The following is a 17,624-nucleotide window of genomic DNA, read 5'->3' as shown; positions in this document are numbered from 1 at the left end:
TTGGCTTGCCTCCATCTCGTGGAAAAGTTGGAAGCTTGTTTGTAATTAATTACTACAGGAACTAGACATGAACACTTTCTATAATATCCCTTATTTTCTCCAAGCTATTTCTTCTGTTCTTAAAGAATAAAATTTTCGAAATAAATTTTCGTCATGTTTAATTAATTTTACTTTTATAAATTTCGTAATCTTACGAGATATAGAGAAGTATTGCCTAGAGAAAATAAAATGGCCCGTACTAAGCTTTTAACCAATATTATTCAAAGAAAAATGATGGTGCCTGACGAAATGTCGCACTCAAATCTGCACCATAACTTTGAAATATCACTTTATGACTTCGCCAACCATGAGATTCTAGAAAAACTATATAAAGCAGACAATCAACGCTCCACAGAGTGTTGGAGCCCTGCTGAAATTCAGGAGTTTATTCTAAACTGTTTGAATGATCGTAATGTCAATTTATGCGTTCGCTATTGGAAAGATGCTGCTGGTAATATTTATATCATCGATGGTGGGCACAGGATTTCAATTATCTATGCTTGGATCAAAAGATACTTTATTGATGAGCAAGTGATAGGAGCCCCAAAATTCACGGCACCACAAAAACGAGATATTCGTCAGATTCGTAATCGATTAGGTGGATTAGCTGATTTTCAAGAGTTATGTAGCGATTCTGAGTTTCAGCAAAAATTGAAATCAACCAAAATTAATTTTATTGAAGTCATCGGGACACCTGAGGAAGCTCGAAAAGCCTTTTGTTCAATCAATTCGGATACGAAACGATTAGATCCAGATGAAGAATATCATTTACAGAATAGGGGGAGTGATGCTTTTTATGTGATTTATGCGTGTTGTTATATAAACGATAATAAATCCAACTTGGCTGAACTGAATTACGAGCGGATAAATGAAGTGATCACTTTGGGTGAGCAAATTCATGATCATCTTTTTAAGATAATACTTTTAGAGCCGGATTTAACACACGGTAAAAAAATCGGCTTGGTCAATGAACTCTTGAATATCATGTTTGGTGATACTAGTCAGAATACTGTGAATATAGACCAAGGTCAGCGTGTAGAAAATTTAATGCTAAAACTTAGAGTTGTGCTGTGTCGTATCGCTACACCACCAATTAGTATTCGGATTCCAAGTTTGGGCTTACACCCAAAACTATATTTTTATAAAGATAATCGTTTTCAAGTGACATCCTTTTTGGCTTGGTTCTCTATCGTCTGTGAAATTGAAGAAGATTGTTTTGAAATACAGAATAAGAAGTTAGATTTTATTGGTTTTACCCGAGCCCGCCGTGGTGTTGAAAGTTTAATTGAAAAAATTCCTGTAGCGATCAAAGAAACTGTCGGTAAGTTTGGTAGCGGGATCAGATCATATGAGCGATTGAAGAACGTGTATCAAGCCTTTATCTGTATTGGACTCAATATGGATTTAGATTTTGAAGATGAAGTTTGTTTGAATACCGTCATTCTTTCAATGAGTCAATCATTTGATTATATTAATTTTAATGATTTTTACCTTGATCGTTTTGGTGGTGATTATGATGAGAGCATTGTGGATGATGTTGTGAGCTTTGTGAAATCAGTAAGACTAACAAAGAAGAAAAAACCTCTAAATTTTTCACTCGCGACCAAAAGAAATCTTTATCAACGTGAGGAAAGGAAAACATGGAGCTATTGCGAAGTATGTGATAGCGCTCTATACCTTGAGTCGACTGAAGTAGATCATCGAGAATCGAAAGCAGAAGGTGGTTATGGTGTTTTAGAAAATGGAGCAATTATTCACCCGATATGTAATCGTTTTAAGTCAGATCGTGCTTTGGAAGAAGTAAGAGCAGATTTATTTGAGTAAAAAGATAAGGGAGCAAATGCTCCCTTATTTTTTTGTTTTTTAGTAGACTGGGGGCAGTGTTTAGCCTAAGCAACCAATATGAAAACAATAGACTATTACAACCAATACGCAGATCAATTTTTACAAGCCACGTTGTATGTGGATATGGAAAGCCTATACCAACCATTTTTAGCTGAGTTGCCAGATTCTGCACGCATCCTAGATTTAGGCTGTGGCTCAGGGCGTGACAGTTTGGCTTTTAAAAATAAAGGCTATCAAGTTGATGCGATGGACTATTCTGAAGTATTGGTCGAACGAGCGACACAACTGACAGGTATCGCTGTTCAGCAGCAAAGTTTTTATGAGCTTGATATGCACGATGTTTATGATGGGGTATGGGCATGTGCCTCTTTACTACATTGTGCTCGTAATAGACATCCCTGATGTTTTAAAACGTGTTCATGCTGCATTACGCCGTGGCGGTGTGTGCTATATGTCTTTTAAATATGGAACAGCAGATAGAGTAAAAGGCGGTAGAGCATTTACTGACTTAAATGAAGAACAGGCTCAGGAATTGTTAGATCAGTTGAGTGGGGTTAGGGTGTTAAAACAGTGGATTACAGTAGATCAGCGACCTGATCGCGATGAGAAGTGGCTGAATGTACTTTGGAAAAAACATGCCTGACTTTATTCCTACTGCACAAGAACAACTTAAATTCCTTAAAAATATTCAACTGATTTTACAGTCAGGTAGTTTTAGTAGCACTTATAAATTTGCACTATTCATTATTCTCAAACGATTAGCTATTGAAAAATGGCAGGACACAAGGATTACATAACTGATTGGGTGTGGCATTCGAATCATGAAAGACCACACCAAGCTAACAAAGGAAGATCACCTTTAATGGCTGCTTAACCTCTACTTATAACTTCGGTTATTTATAGGCTACCGAGGATTTCATGGTTTTTAATCCGCGTCTGTTTATGAAGTCATTTTACTGTACAAGTTTCCAAGTTATATAGAAAATTATGGTTATCAATATGATTTAATTACCCCCATAATATCAAGATATGTGTGGCGATTTAAGAAATCGCTAAATAACTTATATTTACATTCTTAATTAAAAAAAATATGATCAAAGTTCAGACAGAGGATTTTGATATTTAATAAATATAAAAGTACCTCTTAGTGCCAACTTTGTCATGGATAAAACTTAATGCAATTACATAACAACGGTTCTAGTACTGAACTAAGTACACTCGCACCTAAAATAATTCTTTCACCTTTATTAAAAGCTATGGTGGGGACTCTTAAAAACCATCAATCAGATCATTTCTTCAATTATTATGGGCCTTCTCATAATTTGCATTTTGATGCTACCGCTTTTGTGTCTGCAGTATTTAAGCAAATCGGGACTAAAAACGATTCAAAGCCGATTTATAACATCATCAAAGATATTCAATTATTACCTGAAGATTCAAAACTCAGAATAAGCACTTTATTTGATAAGGAATCTGAAGCTAAAACTGCCCAGACCTATCGTGATTTAGACCAAGTGATGTCTGAAATTGTTCAGCAAGTACTTCAAAATGCTCCGACAGGTATGGCACTGAATTCTCTCAACCAATTCTTAGGCGATCTCAAATATTCTGATCCAGTGATTGCCAAAAACTCTCAGTATCCTATGCAAGTCAAAGGACAATCCAAAGTAGCTTCTTTACAATATACAAACGACTTAAAAGCAAAAGATGGCGAATTGCGACTTTTCACTGTAACGGAAGAACTCAGCAAACCTAAATGGGTGAAAGAAGTTCGTGATGCTATTAAAGCCATCGTGAAACAGTCCTACTCAGCTGGCGAAAAGATGCCATTAGAGGTTGCTGAACGTATGGAGGAAATTCTTGATGCTGAATGTTCAGTTGAAAATAACGACATCCAAAATTTACTTCATTTTGTAGAAACTAAAGCACTACCACGAGCACGTATCCGAAATTGCTTCAAAATAATGGAGATCATTGCTGATCACATTGAGCAGAATGAACGAAATGAATTTAAACGTGAAGCTGCTGTTTCTTATATCCGTAAAGCAGTCGCTTTTTTTGAGATTTTCGGTGATCGAATTGCACCTTGGAATGATGAAACGACTGAAGCCATTAAAGACTATGGCATTGATTTTGGTGCTATCTACGGCGCTGTAGGTAAAGTTGATTTTAATGCATTACTAGCTTATGTAAATGCAACAGACGCATTGCCAATTTGGGTAAAACCAAAAATTGAAATAAATGATAGTCGTCATGAGGATAAGGAAGGGCTCTCTCTAAAACGTGAAGTCACTTATGCCTTTCGGGTGAATGGTGAGTTTGTTAAAGAGGAAAAGGTAAGTTCCTTTAACTCTAAGTTGCGGATCAATTATAAGACAGGCAAAGGATATCGTTCGGACACGGATACCATGCTTACTGCTTATGAAGCTCGTCTGCATACTATCAATAAAGCATTGCTGCTGAAGGATATTGTGGATGATAAAGGTCAGCCGATTTCTGAAGAGCGATTAAGCAAAGAGTGCTCAGATCGCGTTGCTCAAGTCGAGATGTTCCAGCTCATTATGATGTACTTCGTCCTATCTGGGGCAGACATGAAGATTTCAGATTTTGAAGGGGCATTCAATAAACTGGTTGATGCATTCAAGAATCCTCAAAAAATCCGACTTAACCTTACTCGTATCTTAGACGAAAAGCTCAATACCGAAAAAATGCATGAGCGAATGGAGGTGATCACGTCTACGATCACTACAGCGCTAAAAGCGAATCTGGATTCCATCATTAGTGAGATGGAAAAGGATAGTAGTCTTAAAACTGTACTCTACATCCTTCCAAGTATTGTGAATCTAGATGTATTCAAGAGTTCAATTGGTGAAGATGCTGAACAGTTCTTTAGTATATTTAAGGGTAAAGAATCAAACTTTTACAGCTACATCTCGATGGTGGATGCTAGCCGTAAAAAGTTGGCGAAAATGAGCCAAGACGAAATCATTCGAAAGAATGATTATGCTCGTAAAGCCCTAAGCGAGATTGAGTTTAATTCCACACTGAAAATTCGAACGTTGGTACCGATTGAGAATCCTAATACCGACCTAGATCAATTTAATGTCGCTCGTAATCTGAATATTCCTTGTTTACCAGTATTGATGGTGCCGACCAACAAGAAGGTCAGCGACAATGGGCTGCCACATTTTTATCATCCTGAGAGCTTAAGTTATGACAACTTGTTATCTAAATACAAGGTCATGATTCATTATTCATCTAAGCTATTTCGATTGAGTGACCTAAAAGGCGGCCACGCTCAATTATGTTTGGATGAAAAAGAAAATGCTTTGATCACCAGTACGTCATGTTTTTCGATTGCGATTCATCTATTCCTTAAACATCTGATTAAAGAAGTAAAAAATCAACTGGGTATTGAAGAGCGCTTATATGTACCTGTAATGCGAATTGACTCAGTTGATGAACATGAGAATGAAGAAAAAGCCCAATTTCAAAGGAAATCAAAAAAGATCCAAAAAGGTGGGTTTAATCCTGAGTGTAAACGAGCGTATGCCACCGCTTATACCCTTGAGAAGTTGCTGAACAATGATGATGCTATTGTGAAGGTACAGGGCCTTAAGTATCAACCAGATCCTATGCCTTATGATAATCAAAATGGTGAGCGAGTTTGTGCCCCGGTGAACCTCGCAATGGATAAAACCGTGACTTACCGTATTCAGGCTGCAATTGAAGCACTGTCAGGATATTCAGAAATCATCATCCCATTTGAGGGCACTAAGGATAAAATTGCCTGTATTAGCTATAACTCTCGACCTGAGAATGATGTGGAATTTAAGTATCAGCATCAGAAGGATTTGCTACTGCTTAAACCAGATTATGGCTACATCTGCTACGTCTATACACTTGAGCGTATCAACGATAAACAGGGTCGCTTATCACTACAGAAGGTCAGTCATGCCCCAGTTGCTGAAGACAATCTGAGAACAAGTAAGGCGATGCACCGTATCATCGAAAAACTGCAGTCAGATGGTTTTGAAGATGTTGTATTGCTTTCACACCATTTTGCACAGCGTAAGATCGGTAAGACTGAAACCAGCAACTTGATTCATGAAAGTGAAAGCGCTTTGGATCAACTTGATCAGTTGTTCCCGGATATGAATTTCTATCCATTCCAGTCTGATACGATCCCAGCACTGAGCTTAAAAACCAGTGATAACAGTCGTGTCTATGAGGTACCGCACCATCAGTACCATACGGCGATCATCAATAAAAAAGAATATAAACAATCCTTGTCCGTATATAGCTTTGCGACTAAACGTACTGTTGGTGTTCGTACTCAGAATGGTATTTGTTCGTATTTCTACATGCTAACCAGTCAGGAGCATTCGATTCATAACGATAAGCGAATCAGATTGCACAGTAAAATTATTGATGTGAATGATTCCAATGAAATGAAATCAATTCGCTCTGTATTGCGTGGTCTGCATTACTTTGAGTCTGAACGTCCTACAGCTGGCAAAAACTTCACTCCGGTACTTGAGCCTTCCCATATTCGTAGCGCCACTGGCATTCAAGAGCTTGGTGAAGTCATCGTGTCGAGTCGTCTAAATAAAGGCGAAGTCGTCATGAGTCTGCCAGCCTTAATCGGCAAGCTCGAAGAATACGTTATTCTGAAGAATGAAGACTTGATTGATCCAATCGAGCCGATTCCAGGGGAAGCTGAAGAATCTTTAGCGACTGATGTGGAGTAAGCGCCGTGGTGAAAAATGAAGCCAAAGTTTGGGGCGAGGTTTATGAGATCGCTGTTAAACGTGGTTCGATTATGGCTTTGCTTGATGCAAAGCTATTATTAGCCAGCAATCCTGTAGTAGCAGAATGGAATAGTAAACAGATTGCTGATGTCTTTCAGGAAATGAAGGAAGCGTTATATAGCGATGTCATTAATGCCGCTATCCATGAAAATATCGAAAGCTATTTTCAGCAACTGATAAAAACTGGATTCGGGCATGGTTATACCAATACTCGTGAGTTTCTAAGAAAGATCAAGCCAAAAGGTATTGCAAGGGCTAAAACGGCGAATGCAAAACCAAATTGGAGCTTATCTGGCATCTGGTGTCCATTGACAATGCCAAATGATATAACCCAGACCATTGTAGATGACTACACAACTGAGGAAGAACATATTGCTATTAAAGCCTTCAAGGATAAGGCGTTGGAAACATGGGATCAGCAATTCAGTCTTACTCACGCTAAAATGTTTGGTAAGGGTATGTTTGGTCGTGCTGATTTCTTGGCGGTAATCAAAGTCAAATCCAACTATCATGTGCTGGTTCAGGAATATTCATTATTTTACGTTTTAGGTGAACCAGAACAATTCAACGCCAAGGATTCTTGTACCTATTTGCAAGAGTACAAGCGTTACATCAAACATTCTGAATCCCAAAGTGTTTTCTCATACGTGAATGCAGAAGCTCAAGAGATCCCATTTAAGTTCTCAAAAAAACTACGTGAATACTTGAGAGCCTATGTTCGTAAGGAAAAAGTCCTATTTAAGATGGCGCAAGGCTGCTCGTATGCAACCACTTTTGTTGATTCTTTTAAATGGAAGTTTGAACAAGATGACATGCCAAATATTCGTCTGAGTGTGATGGCGATTACCAGCCGGGGAAGTGAATACATTTCTGCTGAATTTGCGGATAAAGATAAATCCCCAGAGCTGGAAATTATGTATCAGCTGGGCAAGGAGTATCAGGATAACGTTCTGAGTCTGGACTATATGGATGAACGTACGAAACTGCAAGTTGAGATTCTGAATTATCTGGTGAATGAACCTGTCAAAAACATCTCGGAAATCGTGTCCAAAAATATTAGCGATATTTCCTACGGTCAGGATCTTACTTTCAATATTACCGAAAGGCTTAAGGATTTTGTGAATCCTAACCAGCCACTGGCTTTAGAGTGGGTTTTTGACTTGATAGATCGGCAAGTCGATGACGAAGACCATAACCAAAAACTTAAAGAGATGGTGCTGGCTGAGTTTAAAACAATTCGTAAGGGAAAAATTGAGAATAAAACTTCATTCACCTTACGTGATTTGCATAAATGCGCCGTAGTACTGGCACTGAAGGAAAGTAAACAAGGTCGGGTGAATTTCATCTGTTTGACTGGTACGCCGGGGATTGGGAAAACATCGAGCGTTAAGACTTTGCTGGCAGATTTGGAAGGCTTTTTTTTCTTTTATACCAGTCCACGAGTGTTGATTAACGATGATGTGGTGGGTGATCTATCTAAAATCTCAGCCACGATTACCAGTAACAGTGATGTGGTGACACAGGCACAGCAAATCTATTCGAAGATTCACAATACGGATTGTAAGCTAAATGCTCGTGGTGCCGCTATTGTGGGTGGTGTTGAAAATCTGAAGATAGATCATGACTCAAGTGTTCTATTGTTCAAACAAGATGAATACCGGAAGCTCAAAGACCTGGAACAGAATGCAAATGCCAATAGACGCTATGCCAATACCTCAGAATCTAAAATTACGGCAACCAATAAGAGGTTTGCCAGAGTGTTTGATTCATTAGGGGAAGCGACCCAGCAATTGCTAGGGTTCCATCCTGAGCTCAATAAGCTGACGATGACTGTAGCAAGTCAGGCATTCATGCCATATAACACCACCCCAGCTGGACCACGAAACCCAAGGGAAACCCAAAATAAAACTGTGGCAGCTTCCAGTTTGGATGGGTTGGAAAAAATGTTCCAATACAAAATCGATAAGAAGCCGACAGAGGCCAAAATCGAACGTAGAGAGTTTGCCAAAAAGTTCCCTAACATTGTGGTGATGTTTGATGAAATTACAGGGGATTCAGGCACACGTACTTTTATCAATGAAATGCTGAAATTCCTTTCCAAAAACTTTATTGAACCGTTTCAAGGTAATTCACCATTTACGGTGACTGTGATTCTTGCTGATGCATCCCTCAGTAATGTGAATGCAATCCAGAACTACATGAAGAAACAGGTTCAGTTACCAGCAAAAATGTTCATCTCTCCATCTTTGGGTAATTTCCCATTCAAGATGCAGACTGCAGATCTGGATGATGGTAACTGTGTTCGTTCTAGTATCCATATCATGGCGAACTGTTACCCGGCAAGTGATCTTAAAATCCAATATATGCTCAAGCAATACGCCGTAGTCCCTGAAACAGATGATTTTGGATTGGATAAGAACCTGACTCATCTATTTCGCCAGAAAGCTGGGGAAAGGACTCAACAGACTGCTATCGAGCTTATTCAAAAGAATCTTGAAGATGGTAAAAAGCAAGTTATCTACTTTGCTCAGGATAAAAATGCATTGGCTGCACTCAGAGATGCATTAGTCGATCAAGGAGTGGTTGAACGCTCTAAGATTGGCATTTTTGATAGCCAATTAATAGGATACCATCGTTCAGAGTTGCTGGATCGCAAAGAGACATTGCAAGTCGTACTGATTACTTCGACTGCAGCTAGGGGTATTTCGTTCCCGAACTGTGATTCAATCATTGCTGCCATGCCTCGTTTCGCAATTGAAGCCTCTTTAATGGAAATCGCCCAGCTTGTTTACCGGGGACGTGGTGGATATTTGGATAAAGAGAAAAATGAGTGGGTCAACGGCGATGAACGTGATCGACTGCTGACGATTCTGGTAGAAGATTTCTACTTGGTATCTAATGATGCAACTCAGACAGAGCTTGAATATAAAGTTAAGAGCTCACTGGATATGCTCTCAATTTTCATGCTTATTCGTGGGACTTTATACACTCGTATCACTGGGGATGCTGGCTTCAAAAAAACTCAAATTGCCATGATCCCAATTGGTGAGGTGAAGGATAAAGCCAGTGATAAACCGGGTTTAGCTTCTTTGATTAGGGATTTTATGAAGGAAGTGAATAGTGTTCTTTATAAAATTGTTGCAACTGAAGGTGAGTTGGTGGGTAGGCTTAAGGCTGTGGTAGAGAAGGCCCAAACGGTTTACTCAGCAAATAAGCTCAGTTCTACCTATAGCACTAAGACCAACAAATATCGAAGTTTTTACACGCCGACATTAACGCCTGAGTTAAAAGAACTTCAGTTCTACGAGAAATGGTGCCGGGACCATCATTCGCTTAAGTCTAGACTACTGACCATTAGCGATCAGGAAGATGCTTTGACCATTCCTGAAAATATCTATATCTGTGGTCCTGTGATTATGGAAGATCGCTCGAACTTCGGTAACAAGGAGTCGTTTGATATTGCCAATGACAATTTCTCACAGGATTCATTAAGGACATTCCTGAATGAGTTGATCGCCCTGCAGATGGGATTCCCTCAGTTGAATGCCTATAAGAACATTCAAAAGCATATCAGGGAGATCACAAATATGATTTCTGCTGTTCTTGAATCAGAAACAGATAGCTACACGAAAGAAGTTGAACAACAGGGAATGATGCGTAAGCTCTGGGTGACGTACCCGGTAGCGGCAAACGAGCTGGTTAAACTTCAGGACAAGAGCTTTGATAAAGAGTGGTTTGATGCATTGAGCTTTGAACTGAGAGTGAGAAATGTAGAGTTTCCAGTGATGCCAGAATATCGAGATCATCCATTTCGTGGTACTCAGCAATTATCAGGGCATCCAGTGTTTGAAAGGTTGTTCGAGCAGACAAATTTCATGCTTTGTCGTGAATTAAACTTGGTGAATACTTTGACTATGTTTAATGAATGATACAAATTATATTATCTAGTCAGTAGAGGATTAATGTGCATATACCTTCTGCGCAAGAACAACTTAAATTTCTAAAAAATATTCAGCTTATTTTACAGTCGGGTAGTTTTAGTAGCACCTATAAATTTGCGTTGCTGATTAGCCTAAGCCGATTAGCTATTGAAAAAGGTGAAGATTCAGGTGAGAGTCTATCACTCGAATATACGGATATCGCTGAGAAGTTTATCGAGCTGTATTGGAAGCAAGCAGTACCCTATACCTTTAATGATGAAGGGCAGCTGATTTTAAATCAGAATAATGGTAGGCAAGCAGCCATTGTGAATAGAATCATTCAGCTTCGAAAGAATTATTCTTCTTTAGGGTTGTTAAGAAGGGACTCATTAGTGTGGTTGAAGCTAGTTAAAGATGTCGCTCGCACTGTAAAAGACATGCCAGTCCGTTATCTGCAAAACATCAATGGTCAAAATTTTGAGTTTTTATATCAGCTTGATCGGTGTGGAAAGCAACTTGTTCTTCTACCGCAAGTCATGTTTGGCTTAAGGCAATTTAGTGAGATCATTGAAGAGCTGTGTCAGAAACGGTGGATCGATTATATCCGCAAGAATAGCAGCAATGCGTCCATCTTGAATCAATTACCTAATCTTGAACAATTTATGTTTGAGCCGAGTAGAAACCAGTTGAATGCGGTAGCAAATGTATTGGTCGACCTACAGGACTGTAAATGCTTCTACTGCAATAAACCGATATGTAATGGCAATTACGCCGTTGATCATTTCATTCCATGGTCTATGTATCCATCAGATACAGGGCATAACTTCGTATTGGCAGATTCAAGCTGTAATTCTAAGAAAAGTAATCTACTCGCATCTGATGAGTTTTTGCATAAGTGGCTAGAGCGTAATGAAGAACAGGATTTGATTATTGTGGATCGGATATCTGTATTGGGATTTCTGACCGATAAAGAACGCTCACGTAAGGTGGCTGAGTGGGCTTATGCACAGGGTAAAGAAAATAATTATTTGATGTGGATGGGTGCAAATAGCAAATAAATTATGGCTCCCCTGAGATTAGATTAAAAATGCAATTGCTTTAAAAATACCGTAAAAAATGTTTACTGTAAATTTGCCATGGGGTAATCTTAGAAATCTTATTTATTGACTGATTGGTATATGACGACAGATAAGCATGAAGTGCTTCTTCGAATGCGAGCCATCGAGCTGCTTGCTTACTGGGAAGGTCGTTTGGTTACCAATCGTTTGATGAGCTGGTTTGGGCTCAGTCGACAGCAGGCTTCTGCGGATATCAAGCGTTACAATACGCTGTATAACCCCGATGCCTTGATTCATGACCCCTCAGTCAAGGGTTATGTGCCTAAGGCCAGCTTCCAGCCTGTACTGACTACAGCGCATATCAATGAATATCTCAATATGCTGTCAGGTTTGGTTAGTGAATCGCATGCGCTGATTGCGATGCCAGAACCGAATCTTGCAGCAGTTCAATTACCTGATCGCAGTGTACGTCCTGAAGTGATTCGGGAAGTTTTGCGTGCCTGCCGAAACCAAAACACTTTAAAAATGATTTATGCCTCGATGCAGAATCCGCAGTGGCATGAACGCATCATTTCCCCACACACCCTGGTGTATACCGGTTTTCGCTGGCATGTCCGTGCCTATTGCCATCAGAGCAAGCAGTTTAAGGATTTTTTACTCTCCAGAATTGATCGCACACCTGTTGTGGTGGCGATTGAGTCAGTAGACCCTGCTCAGGATCAGCAATGGCATGAAGAAATTGTACTGACGCTGATCCCTAATCCAAAATTGAACTCATCACAACAAGTGCTGGTCGAAAAAGACTTCGGCATGCCTGATGGCAGATTACAGATTCCGGTGAAAAAAGCCCTGACTCACTATACCTTGCAGCGCTATCAGGCTGCGATCACGCTAGCTGAGGCGGAAGATGCCTTGAAATATCCTCTGGTGTTACAACGTTCAGATATCGAAAAGCTGTCATCTTATCTGTTTGATCAGGCGTCATAGGAGATTGGCCATGTTAGAGCAATTTCATTATGACAGTGACCTGATTGGCGGTTCCCTGATGGTGCGTGAAAGCCGGCTGATCGCGGATCTTTTATTACGAGAAGCGACTCCAGAACAATGGCATCAGGCAATTCAGATTGACAATATTCTGCAAAAAAGAACGCCTGCTTCAGCCCAACGTAACGCCACTGCCATTCGTAAGCGTCTTGAGCGCTTAGAGCCTGATTTCTGGAAAGCTTTGCGTGATGGGGATGATGAGCTGGCGACCCAGGTGGCTTTTTGTGGCGTACTGGAACGCAACCTGTTGCTGCTTGAGTTTATGGAAACGGTGATGAGGGATGCCTATATCTCCCAGGCGCAACACTTGGATAGTTATATTTGGTCAGATTTTTTGGATGAACGCTCACAACGCGATCCGGATATCTGTGATTGGAAAGAGTCCAGCAAGAAAAAAATGGGGCAGGTGGTGTTTCGCATGCTGGCAGAAGCCGGTTACTTAAAAAGTACCCGTAAGCTGGAGTTGCAGCGCGTGATCGTCAGAGCAGAGCTGCGTAGCCTGTTGGAAGAACATTATAAACAACGCATTAAAAGATCTATGGAAGTGTCGGTATGGACGCGTTAGTTGTAGAGGGGCAGCAATGAGTCAAACAATACATGAGCGTCTGAACCAGATTCCAGAGCGAATTCTTTCCACCGAGTTTCTCACCGGGCAAGGACTGGGCAATGAAATTGGCTTCTGGATTTTTGATTATGCACCTGAAGATGAGTTGAAGGTGCGCGAATATCTGCATTTTCTAGACGGGATGCTAGAGAAAAAACACAGTCAGCTGCAGGTGGTGAATATTAACCTGCTGCAAGCCGTGGTGGATTATCTGGCTGAGCGTAACTTCATCGATAAAGCCATTCAAATGCAAAAAGCCAAAGGCGATGAGGCGCTGCTCAAAGCGCTGAAAGGTCCACTGCATATGGATAAGTTCGCGCCCTATCTGGTGAGTAAATATGCCACCAATGCACAAGATATTGTGTTGATGACTGGGGTAGGGTCGGTTTGGCCACTGTTACGTGCCCATCACTTATTGAACAGTTTGCATTCGTTACTGGGGCATAAGCCAGTGGTGCTGTTTTACCCAGGTTATTACGACGGTCAAGCGATGAGTTTATTTGGAAAAATTCCAAGCAATAATTACTACAGAGCATTCAGATTAGTGCCTTAAACACGGCAAATAGAAATAAGAATTCGGGGGAATGGATTGAGATGAACATTAAAGAACTTTTTTACAAGCCATTAGATCGTGCGATAAACGGGGTGGTCAAGGCAGATCAGAATGACAATACCACGGTTTATCAGGAACTTGATGAGTATGTAGTCACCAATGAACTCGAAAAGCATTTTCGGGACTTTTTCCAGTCTTATGGCACAGACCTAAGCGATCCTTCCATTGCCAACCGAGTCGGTGTATGGATTTCAGGCTTCTTTGGTTCAGGTAAATCACATTTCCTGAAAACCTTATCGTATATTCTGGCCAATAAAGTGGCACGTGATGCGCAAGGTAACGAACGCAGTGCTGCAGAATTCTTTGATGAAAGCAAAATCCGTGATGCGTTTATCCGTGCGGATATTGGCAAGGCCGTCAGCCATCATGCCGATGTCATCCTGTTTAACATCGACAGTAAAGCCAGCTCCAATGATGATGGCAATCCGATCCTGAATGTGTTTTTACGTGTGTTTAACGAGTATGAGGGGTTTAGCGCGGATCATCCACATATTGCCCATATGGAACGTCACCTGAGCCAGAAAGGGGTCTACGAACGCTTTAAACAGGCGTTTGAGGAATCCAGTGGCATGTCCTGGCTAGAGGAGCGTGACGGCTATCAGTTCTATCAGGATGATGTCGAAACCGCGATTTCTCAAGCCCTCAACTTATCTGCTGAAGCTGCGCATAAATGGTTTGAAGATTCTGAGCAGACCTTTAGCGTTTCGGTTGAAAACTTCTGTCAGTGGGTGAAAGAATACCTAGACAGCAAAGGACCCCAGCAACGCATGTTGTTCTTGGTCGATGAAGTGGGGCAGTTTATTGGCAGCGATACCCGCTTGATGCTGACATTGCAAACCATTACTGAAAACCTGGGTACGATCTGTAAAGGCCGCGCTTGGATTATCGTGACCTCACAGGCAGACATCGATGCTGTTTTAGGTGAGATGTCTTCTTCCAAAGCCAATGACTTCTCCAAGATTGCTGGACGTTTTAAAACCCGTTTATCACTGTCCAGTTCGAATACCGATGAAGTCATCCAGAAACGTTTATTACGTAAAACCCCAGAAGCAGAAGCATTGCTCAGATCGGTGTTTGAGCAAAAGGGTGATATCTTAAAAAACCAGATTACCTTTGACCGTTCAGGCCCAACCCTCAAGAACTATGAGGGGCCAGACAGCTTTATTCATAACTATCCTTTTGCGCCGTACCATTTCCAGCTGGTACAAAAAGTATTTGAAGAAATCCGTAAAGTCGGTGCGACTGGTGCACACTTGGCCTATGGTGAACGGTCCATGCTGGATGCGTTCCAGATGGCCGCGAATGCGATTGCCACAGATGAAGTCGGGGCACTGGTTCCTTTCCACCGCTTCTATACTTCAGTCGAAGGCTTCCTGGATACTGCAGTGAAGCGTACCATCGACCAGGCAGGGCAGAATAAGACCCTGGATGGTTTTGACGTACAGATGCTGCGTACCCTGTTTATGATCCGCTATGTCGATATCATCAAAGGTACGCTGGATAACCTGGTGACTTTGTCGATTGAGAAAATTGATGAAGATAAGCTGGCATTGCGCAAGCGGATTGAAGAGAGCCTGCAGCGTCTGGAAAAAGAGAGCCTGATTACGAGGAATGGCGATGAGTTCCTGTTCCTGACCAATGAAGAACGCGATATCACCCGCAAAATTAAAGCCACTGACTTAGCAGCTTCAGAAGAAAATAAAGAGTTAGCCAATCTGATCTTTAAAGATTTACTGCGCGATCAGAACAAATACCGCCATCAAGCCAACAAGATGGACTATCAGATTGGTCGTTTCCTAGATAGCCATAGCCTGGATGGCAAGTATGAGAGCGATTTGAAAGTTGAAATCATTTCTCCACTGGATACGGAATACAACCTCTACACTGAAGCTTACTGTATTGGTAAAAGTACTCAGGCCGAAGGACAAGTGCTGTTTAAACTGGCAGACGATAAACAGTTCTTTAATGAACTGCGCACCTGGCTGAAAACCAATAAATTCATCCGCTTAAATGATGATGGCACCCAATCGGATATCAGCCGTATTCTGGCAGACCGTGGCCGTGAGAATCAGGAGCGTAAAAAACGCCTGCGTGCCCGGGTCGAAGAAATGTTGCTGGACGCGGAAAGTTATGCCTTGGGTCAACATCTACAACTTTCATCTTCAAGTCCAACCACCAAGCTGGATGAGGCTTGTCGTTATCTGCTGGAAAACACTTATACCAAACTGAGCTATTTGCAGGTCTATCAGCAGGATGCCTGGCGTGAACTGAACGCCGTCTTGACTGTTGATGATATGGCGCAACTCGGATTGTCTCTGGATGGCGGTCAGAGCAATCCGAAAGCCCTACAGGAAGTGGAGCAGTATATTGCACTACGCGCCACTGGTAGCGAACGTATTCTAGTCTCAGATGTGATAGATCGTTTTGCCAAACGTCCTTATGGCTGGCCGGATGCCGAGATTTTACTGCTGGTGGGGCAGTTGGCGGCAATCGGGCGGATTTCACTGCAGTTAAATGGTGGCAGCTTACAGTTAAAAGATGCCTTTGAGCCTTTACAGAACAGCCGCCGTCGCCGTGATGTATCGATCATTAAAAAACGCCAGACTGATGATCAGGTATTGAAACAGGCACGCCAACTGACCCAAGAACTGTTCTCGGCCATGGGACCAGCGACTGAGAAAGAGCTATTTGAATTCTATTTGCAGCATTTTAAGACTTGGTTAGCCAACTTTAAGTCGTACAAAAGCAAAACAGATGTCGGGCAGTTCCCGGGGAAGAAAGTGATTGAAAAATCGATTCTGACTTTGGAGCGTTTGCTGGCCAATAGCGACAGCTTCGATTTCTTTAAAGCCGTGGTTGAGAACAAGGACGACTATCTGGATCTGGAAGAAGACTACCGTGATATTCATGAATTCTTTAGTAACCAGATGCCGAGCTGGCAGCAACTGCAACAGGCCTTACGTCATTTTGAGAAGAACAAACAGGCACTGGGTAGTGATGAGGTGGCAAAAAAAGCCCTCTCTGAATTACATCGTATTGCCACCCTTGAATCGCCCTATGGCCTGTTAAATAAAGTGGCTGATTTGGTTCGCACAGTGGAAGGCGTCAATGAGCAATTGCTGACTGAGAAGCGCAATCAGGCGATAGAACACATTGATGACAAAATCAAGCAGTTAGAAGCCGAGATTAAAAACAGTGGCATCGCTACCGCTGAGCTGAGTAACAAGCTATTACGCCCACTACAACTGCTGAAAACGGATATTGAAGTGGAAACTAGCCTGTCCACCATCTATATGCTGCAAACCCAAACCGCCGTCGAGCGTTTTGATGAAGCCTTGTATGAGTTGGAAAGCGAAGTTCAGGCGGAAATCCAGCGTCAGGCCAAAGCGGCACAACTGGCTCAGAGCAAAGCAGAGAGTGTAACCAACACTGCAACCACCTCCAGCCCAGCTACATCAGCACCTGCTGCGAGTCCGGTACAGTCTGTGACAGCCGTAGTGCCACCGAAACCTGTTGTCGAAGTTGATGTCGCCAGCATTTACAGCAAAAGTTCAAGTAGTGTCTACCTGGAAACAGAAGAATCAGTGGATCAGTTTGTAGACGCACTCAAAGCTGAATTGAAAAAAATTGTGAGTGATAAAAAGCGTGTGCGTATCCGCTAACTTGGGTTAGGGATATCGGCATCAGTCA

The 17,624-nt window shown here is 41.5% G+C and carries 8 protein-coding genes and 2 pseudogenes; all 10 read left to right on the top strand.

The features are described from left to right. Positions 1–228: 228 nt before the first annotated feature. The 10 genes and pseudogenes from B3J29_RS13830 (at position 229) to brxC (ending at position 17,596) form a co-directional block, all read left to right on the top strand. On the top strand, positions 229–1,863 hold the full coding sequence (locus tag B3J29_RS13830) for an HNH endonuclease (protein WP_286965907.1): 1,635 nt from the start codon (positions 229–231) through the stop codon (positions 1,861–1,863). Positions 1,864–1,941: 78 nt separating this feature from the next. Beyond that, positions 1,942–2,527, top strand: a pseudogene (locus B3J29_RS13825) (class I SAM-dependent DNA methyltransferase). Beyond that, positions 2,520–2,669: pseudogene (locus B3J29_RS13820) on the top strand (HNH endonuclease); the annotation flags it as partial. The pseudogenes B3J29_RS13825 and B3J29_RS13820, both read left to right, overlap by 8 nt. Positions 2,670–3,059: 390 nt before the next feature. Then, entirely contained in the window at positions 3,060–6,635 is a 3,576-nt protein-coding gene (locus tag B3J29_RS13815) for a hypothetical protein (RefSeq protein ID WP_286965906.1), read from the top strand. Between the two features lie 8 nt (positions 6,636–6,643). Continuing rightward, positions 6,644–10,624, top strand: coding sequence for a hypothetical protein (locus B3J29_RS13810; protein ID WP_286965904.1), 3,981 nt, complete (start codon positions 6,644–6,646; stop codon positions 10,622–10,624). 35 nt (positions 10,625–10,659) lie between these two features. Next, positions 10,660–11,673, top strand: a complete 1,014-nt coding sequence (locus B3J29_RS13805) for an HNH endonuclease domain-containing protein (protein ID WP_414632221.1) — start codon at positions 10,660–10,662, stop codon at positions 11,671–11,673. Positions 11,674–11,793: 120 nt separating this feature from the next. Then, positions 11,794–12,660 (top strand): helix-turn-helix transcriptional regulator, encoded by an 867-nt coding sequence (locus B3J29_RS13800; protein WP_286965902.1) that lies wholly within the window; start codon positions 11,794–11,796, stop codon positions 12,658–12,660. A 10-nt stretch (positions 12,661–12,670) separates the two neighbouring features. Beyond that, a complete protein-coding gene (locus B3J29_RS13795) occupies positions 12,671–13,282 on the top strand; it encodes a DUF1819 family protein (RefSeq protein ID WP_286965900.1) in 612 nt (203 codons plus the stop codon). A 16-nt stretch (positions 13,283–13,298) separates the two neighbouring features. After that, positions 13,299–13,874, top strand: coding sequence for a DUF1788 domain-containing protein (locus tag B3J29_RS13790; protein WP_286965897.1), 576 nt, complete (start codon positions 13,299–13,301; stop codon positions 13,872–13,874). A 41-nt stretch (positions 13,875–13,915) separates the two neighbouring features. Continuing rightward, positions 13,916–17,596: a BREX system P-loop protein BrxC gene (brxC, locus tag B3J29_RS13785; RefSeq protein ID WP_286965895.1), complete on the top strand. Its 3,681-nt coding sequence runs from the start codon at positions 13,916–13,918 to the stop codon at positions 17,594–17,596. Positions 17,597–17,624 lie beyond the last annotated feature (28 nt).

The organism is Acinetobacter sp. UBA5984 (assembly GCF_002429925.1).
GTDB classification, from domain to species: Bacteria; Pseudomonadota; Gammaproteobacteria; order Pseudomonadales; family Moraxellaceae; genus Acinetobacter; species Acinetobacter variabilis.
This window is presented reverse-complemented; position numbering and strand designations above follow the sequence as displayed.

Coding starts and splice junctions, on each gene's coding strand:
- brxC (WP_286965895.1), top strand. CDS start 13,916: ATGAACATTAAAGAACTTTTTTACAAGCCATTAGATCGTGCGATAAAC.
- B3J29_RS13790 (WP_286965897.1), top strand. CDS start 13,299: ATGAGTCAAACAATACATGAGCGTCTGAACCAGATTCCAGAGCGAATT.
- B3J29_RS13815 (WP_286965906.1), top strand. CDS start 3,060: ATGCAATTACATAACAACGGTTCTAGTACTGAACTAAGTACACTCGCA.
- B3J29_RS13830 (WP_286965907.1), top strand. CDS start 229: ATGGCCCGTACTAAGCTTTTAACCAATATTATTCAAAGAAAAATGATG.
- B3J29_RS13795 (WP_286965900.1), top strand. CDS start 12,671: ATGTTAGAGCAATTTCATTATGACAGTGACCTGATTGGCGGTTCCCTG.
- B3J29_RS13800 (WP_286965902.1), top strand. CDS start 11,794: ATGACGACAGATAAGCATGAAGTGCTTCTTCGAATGCGAGCCATCGAG.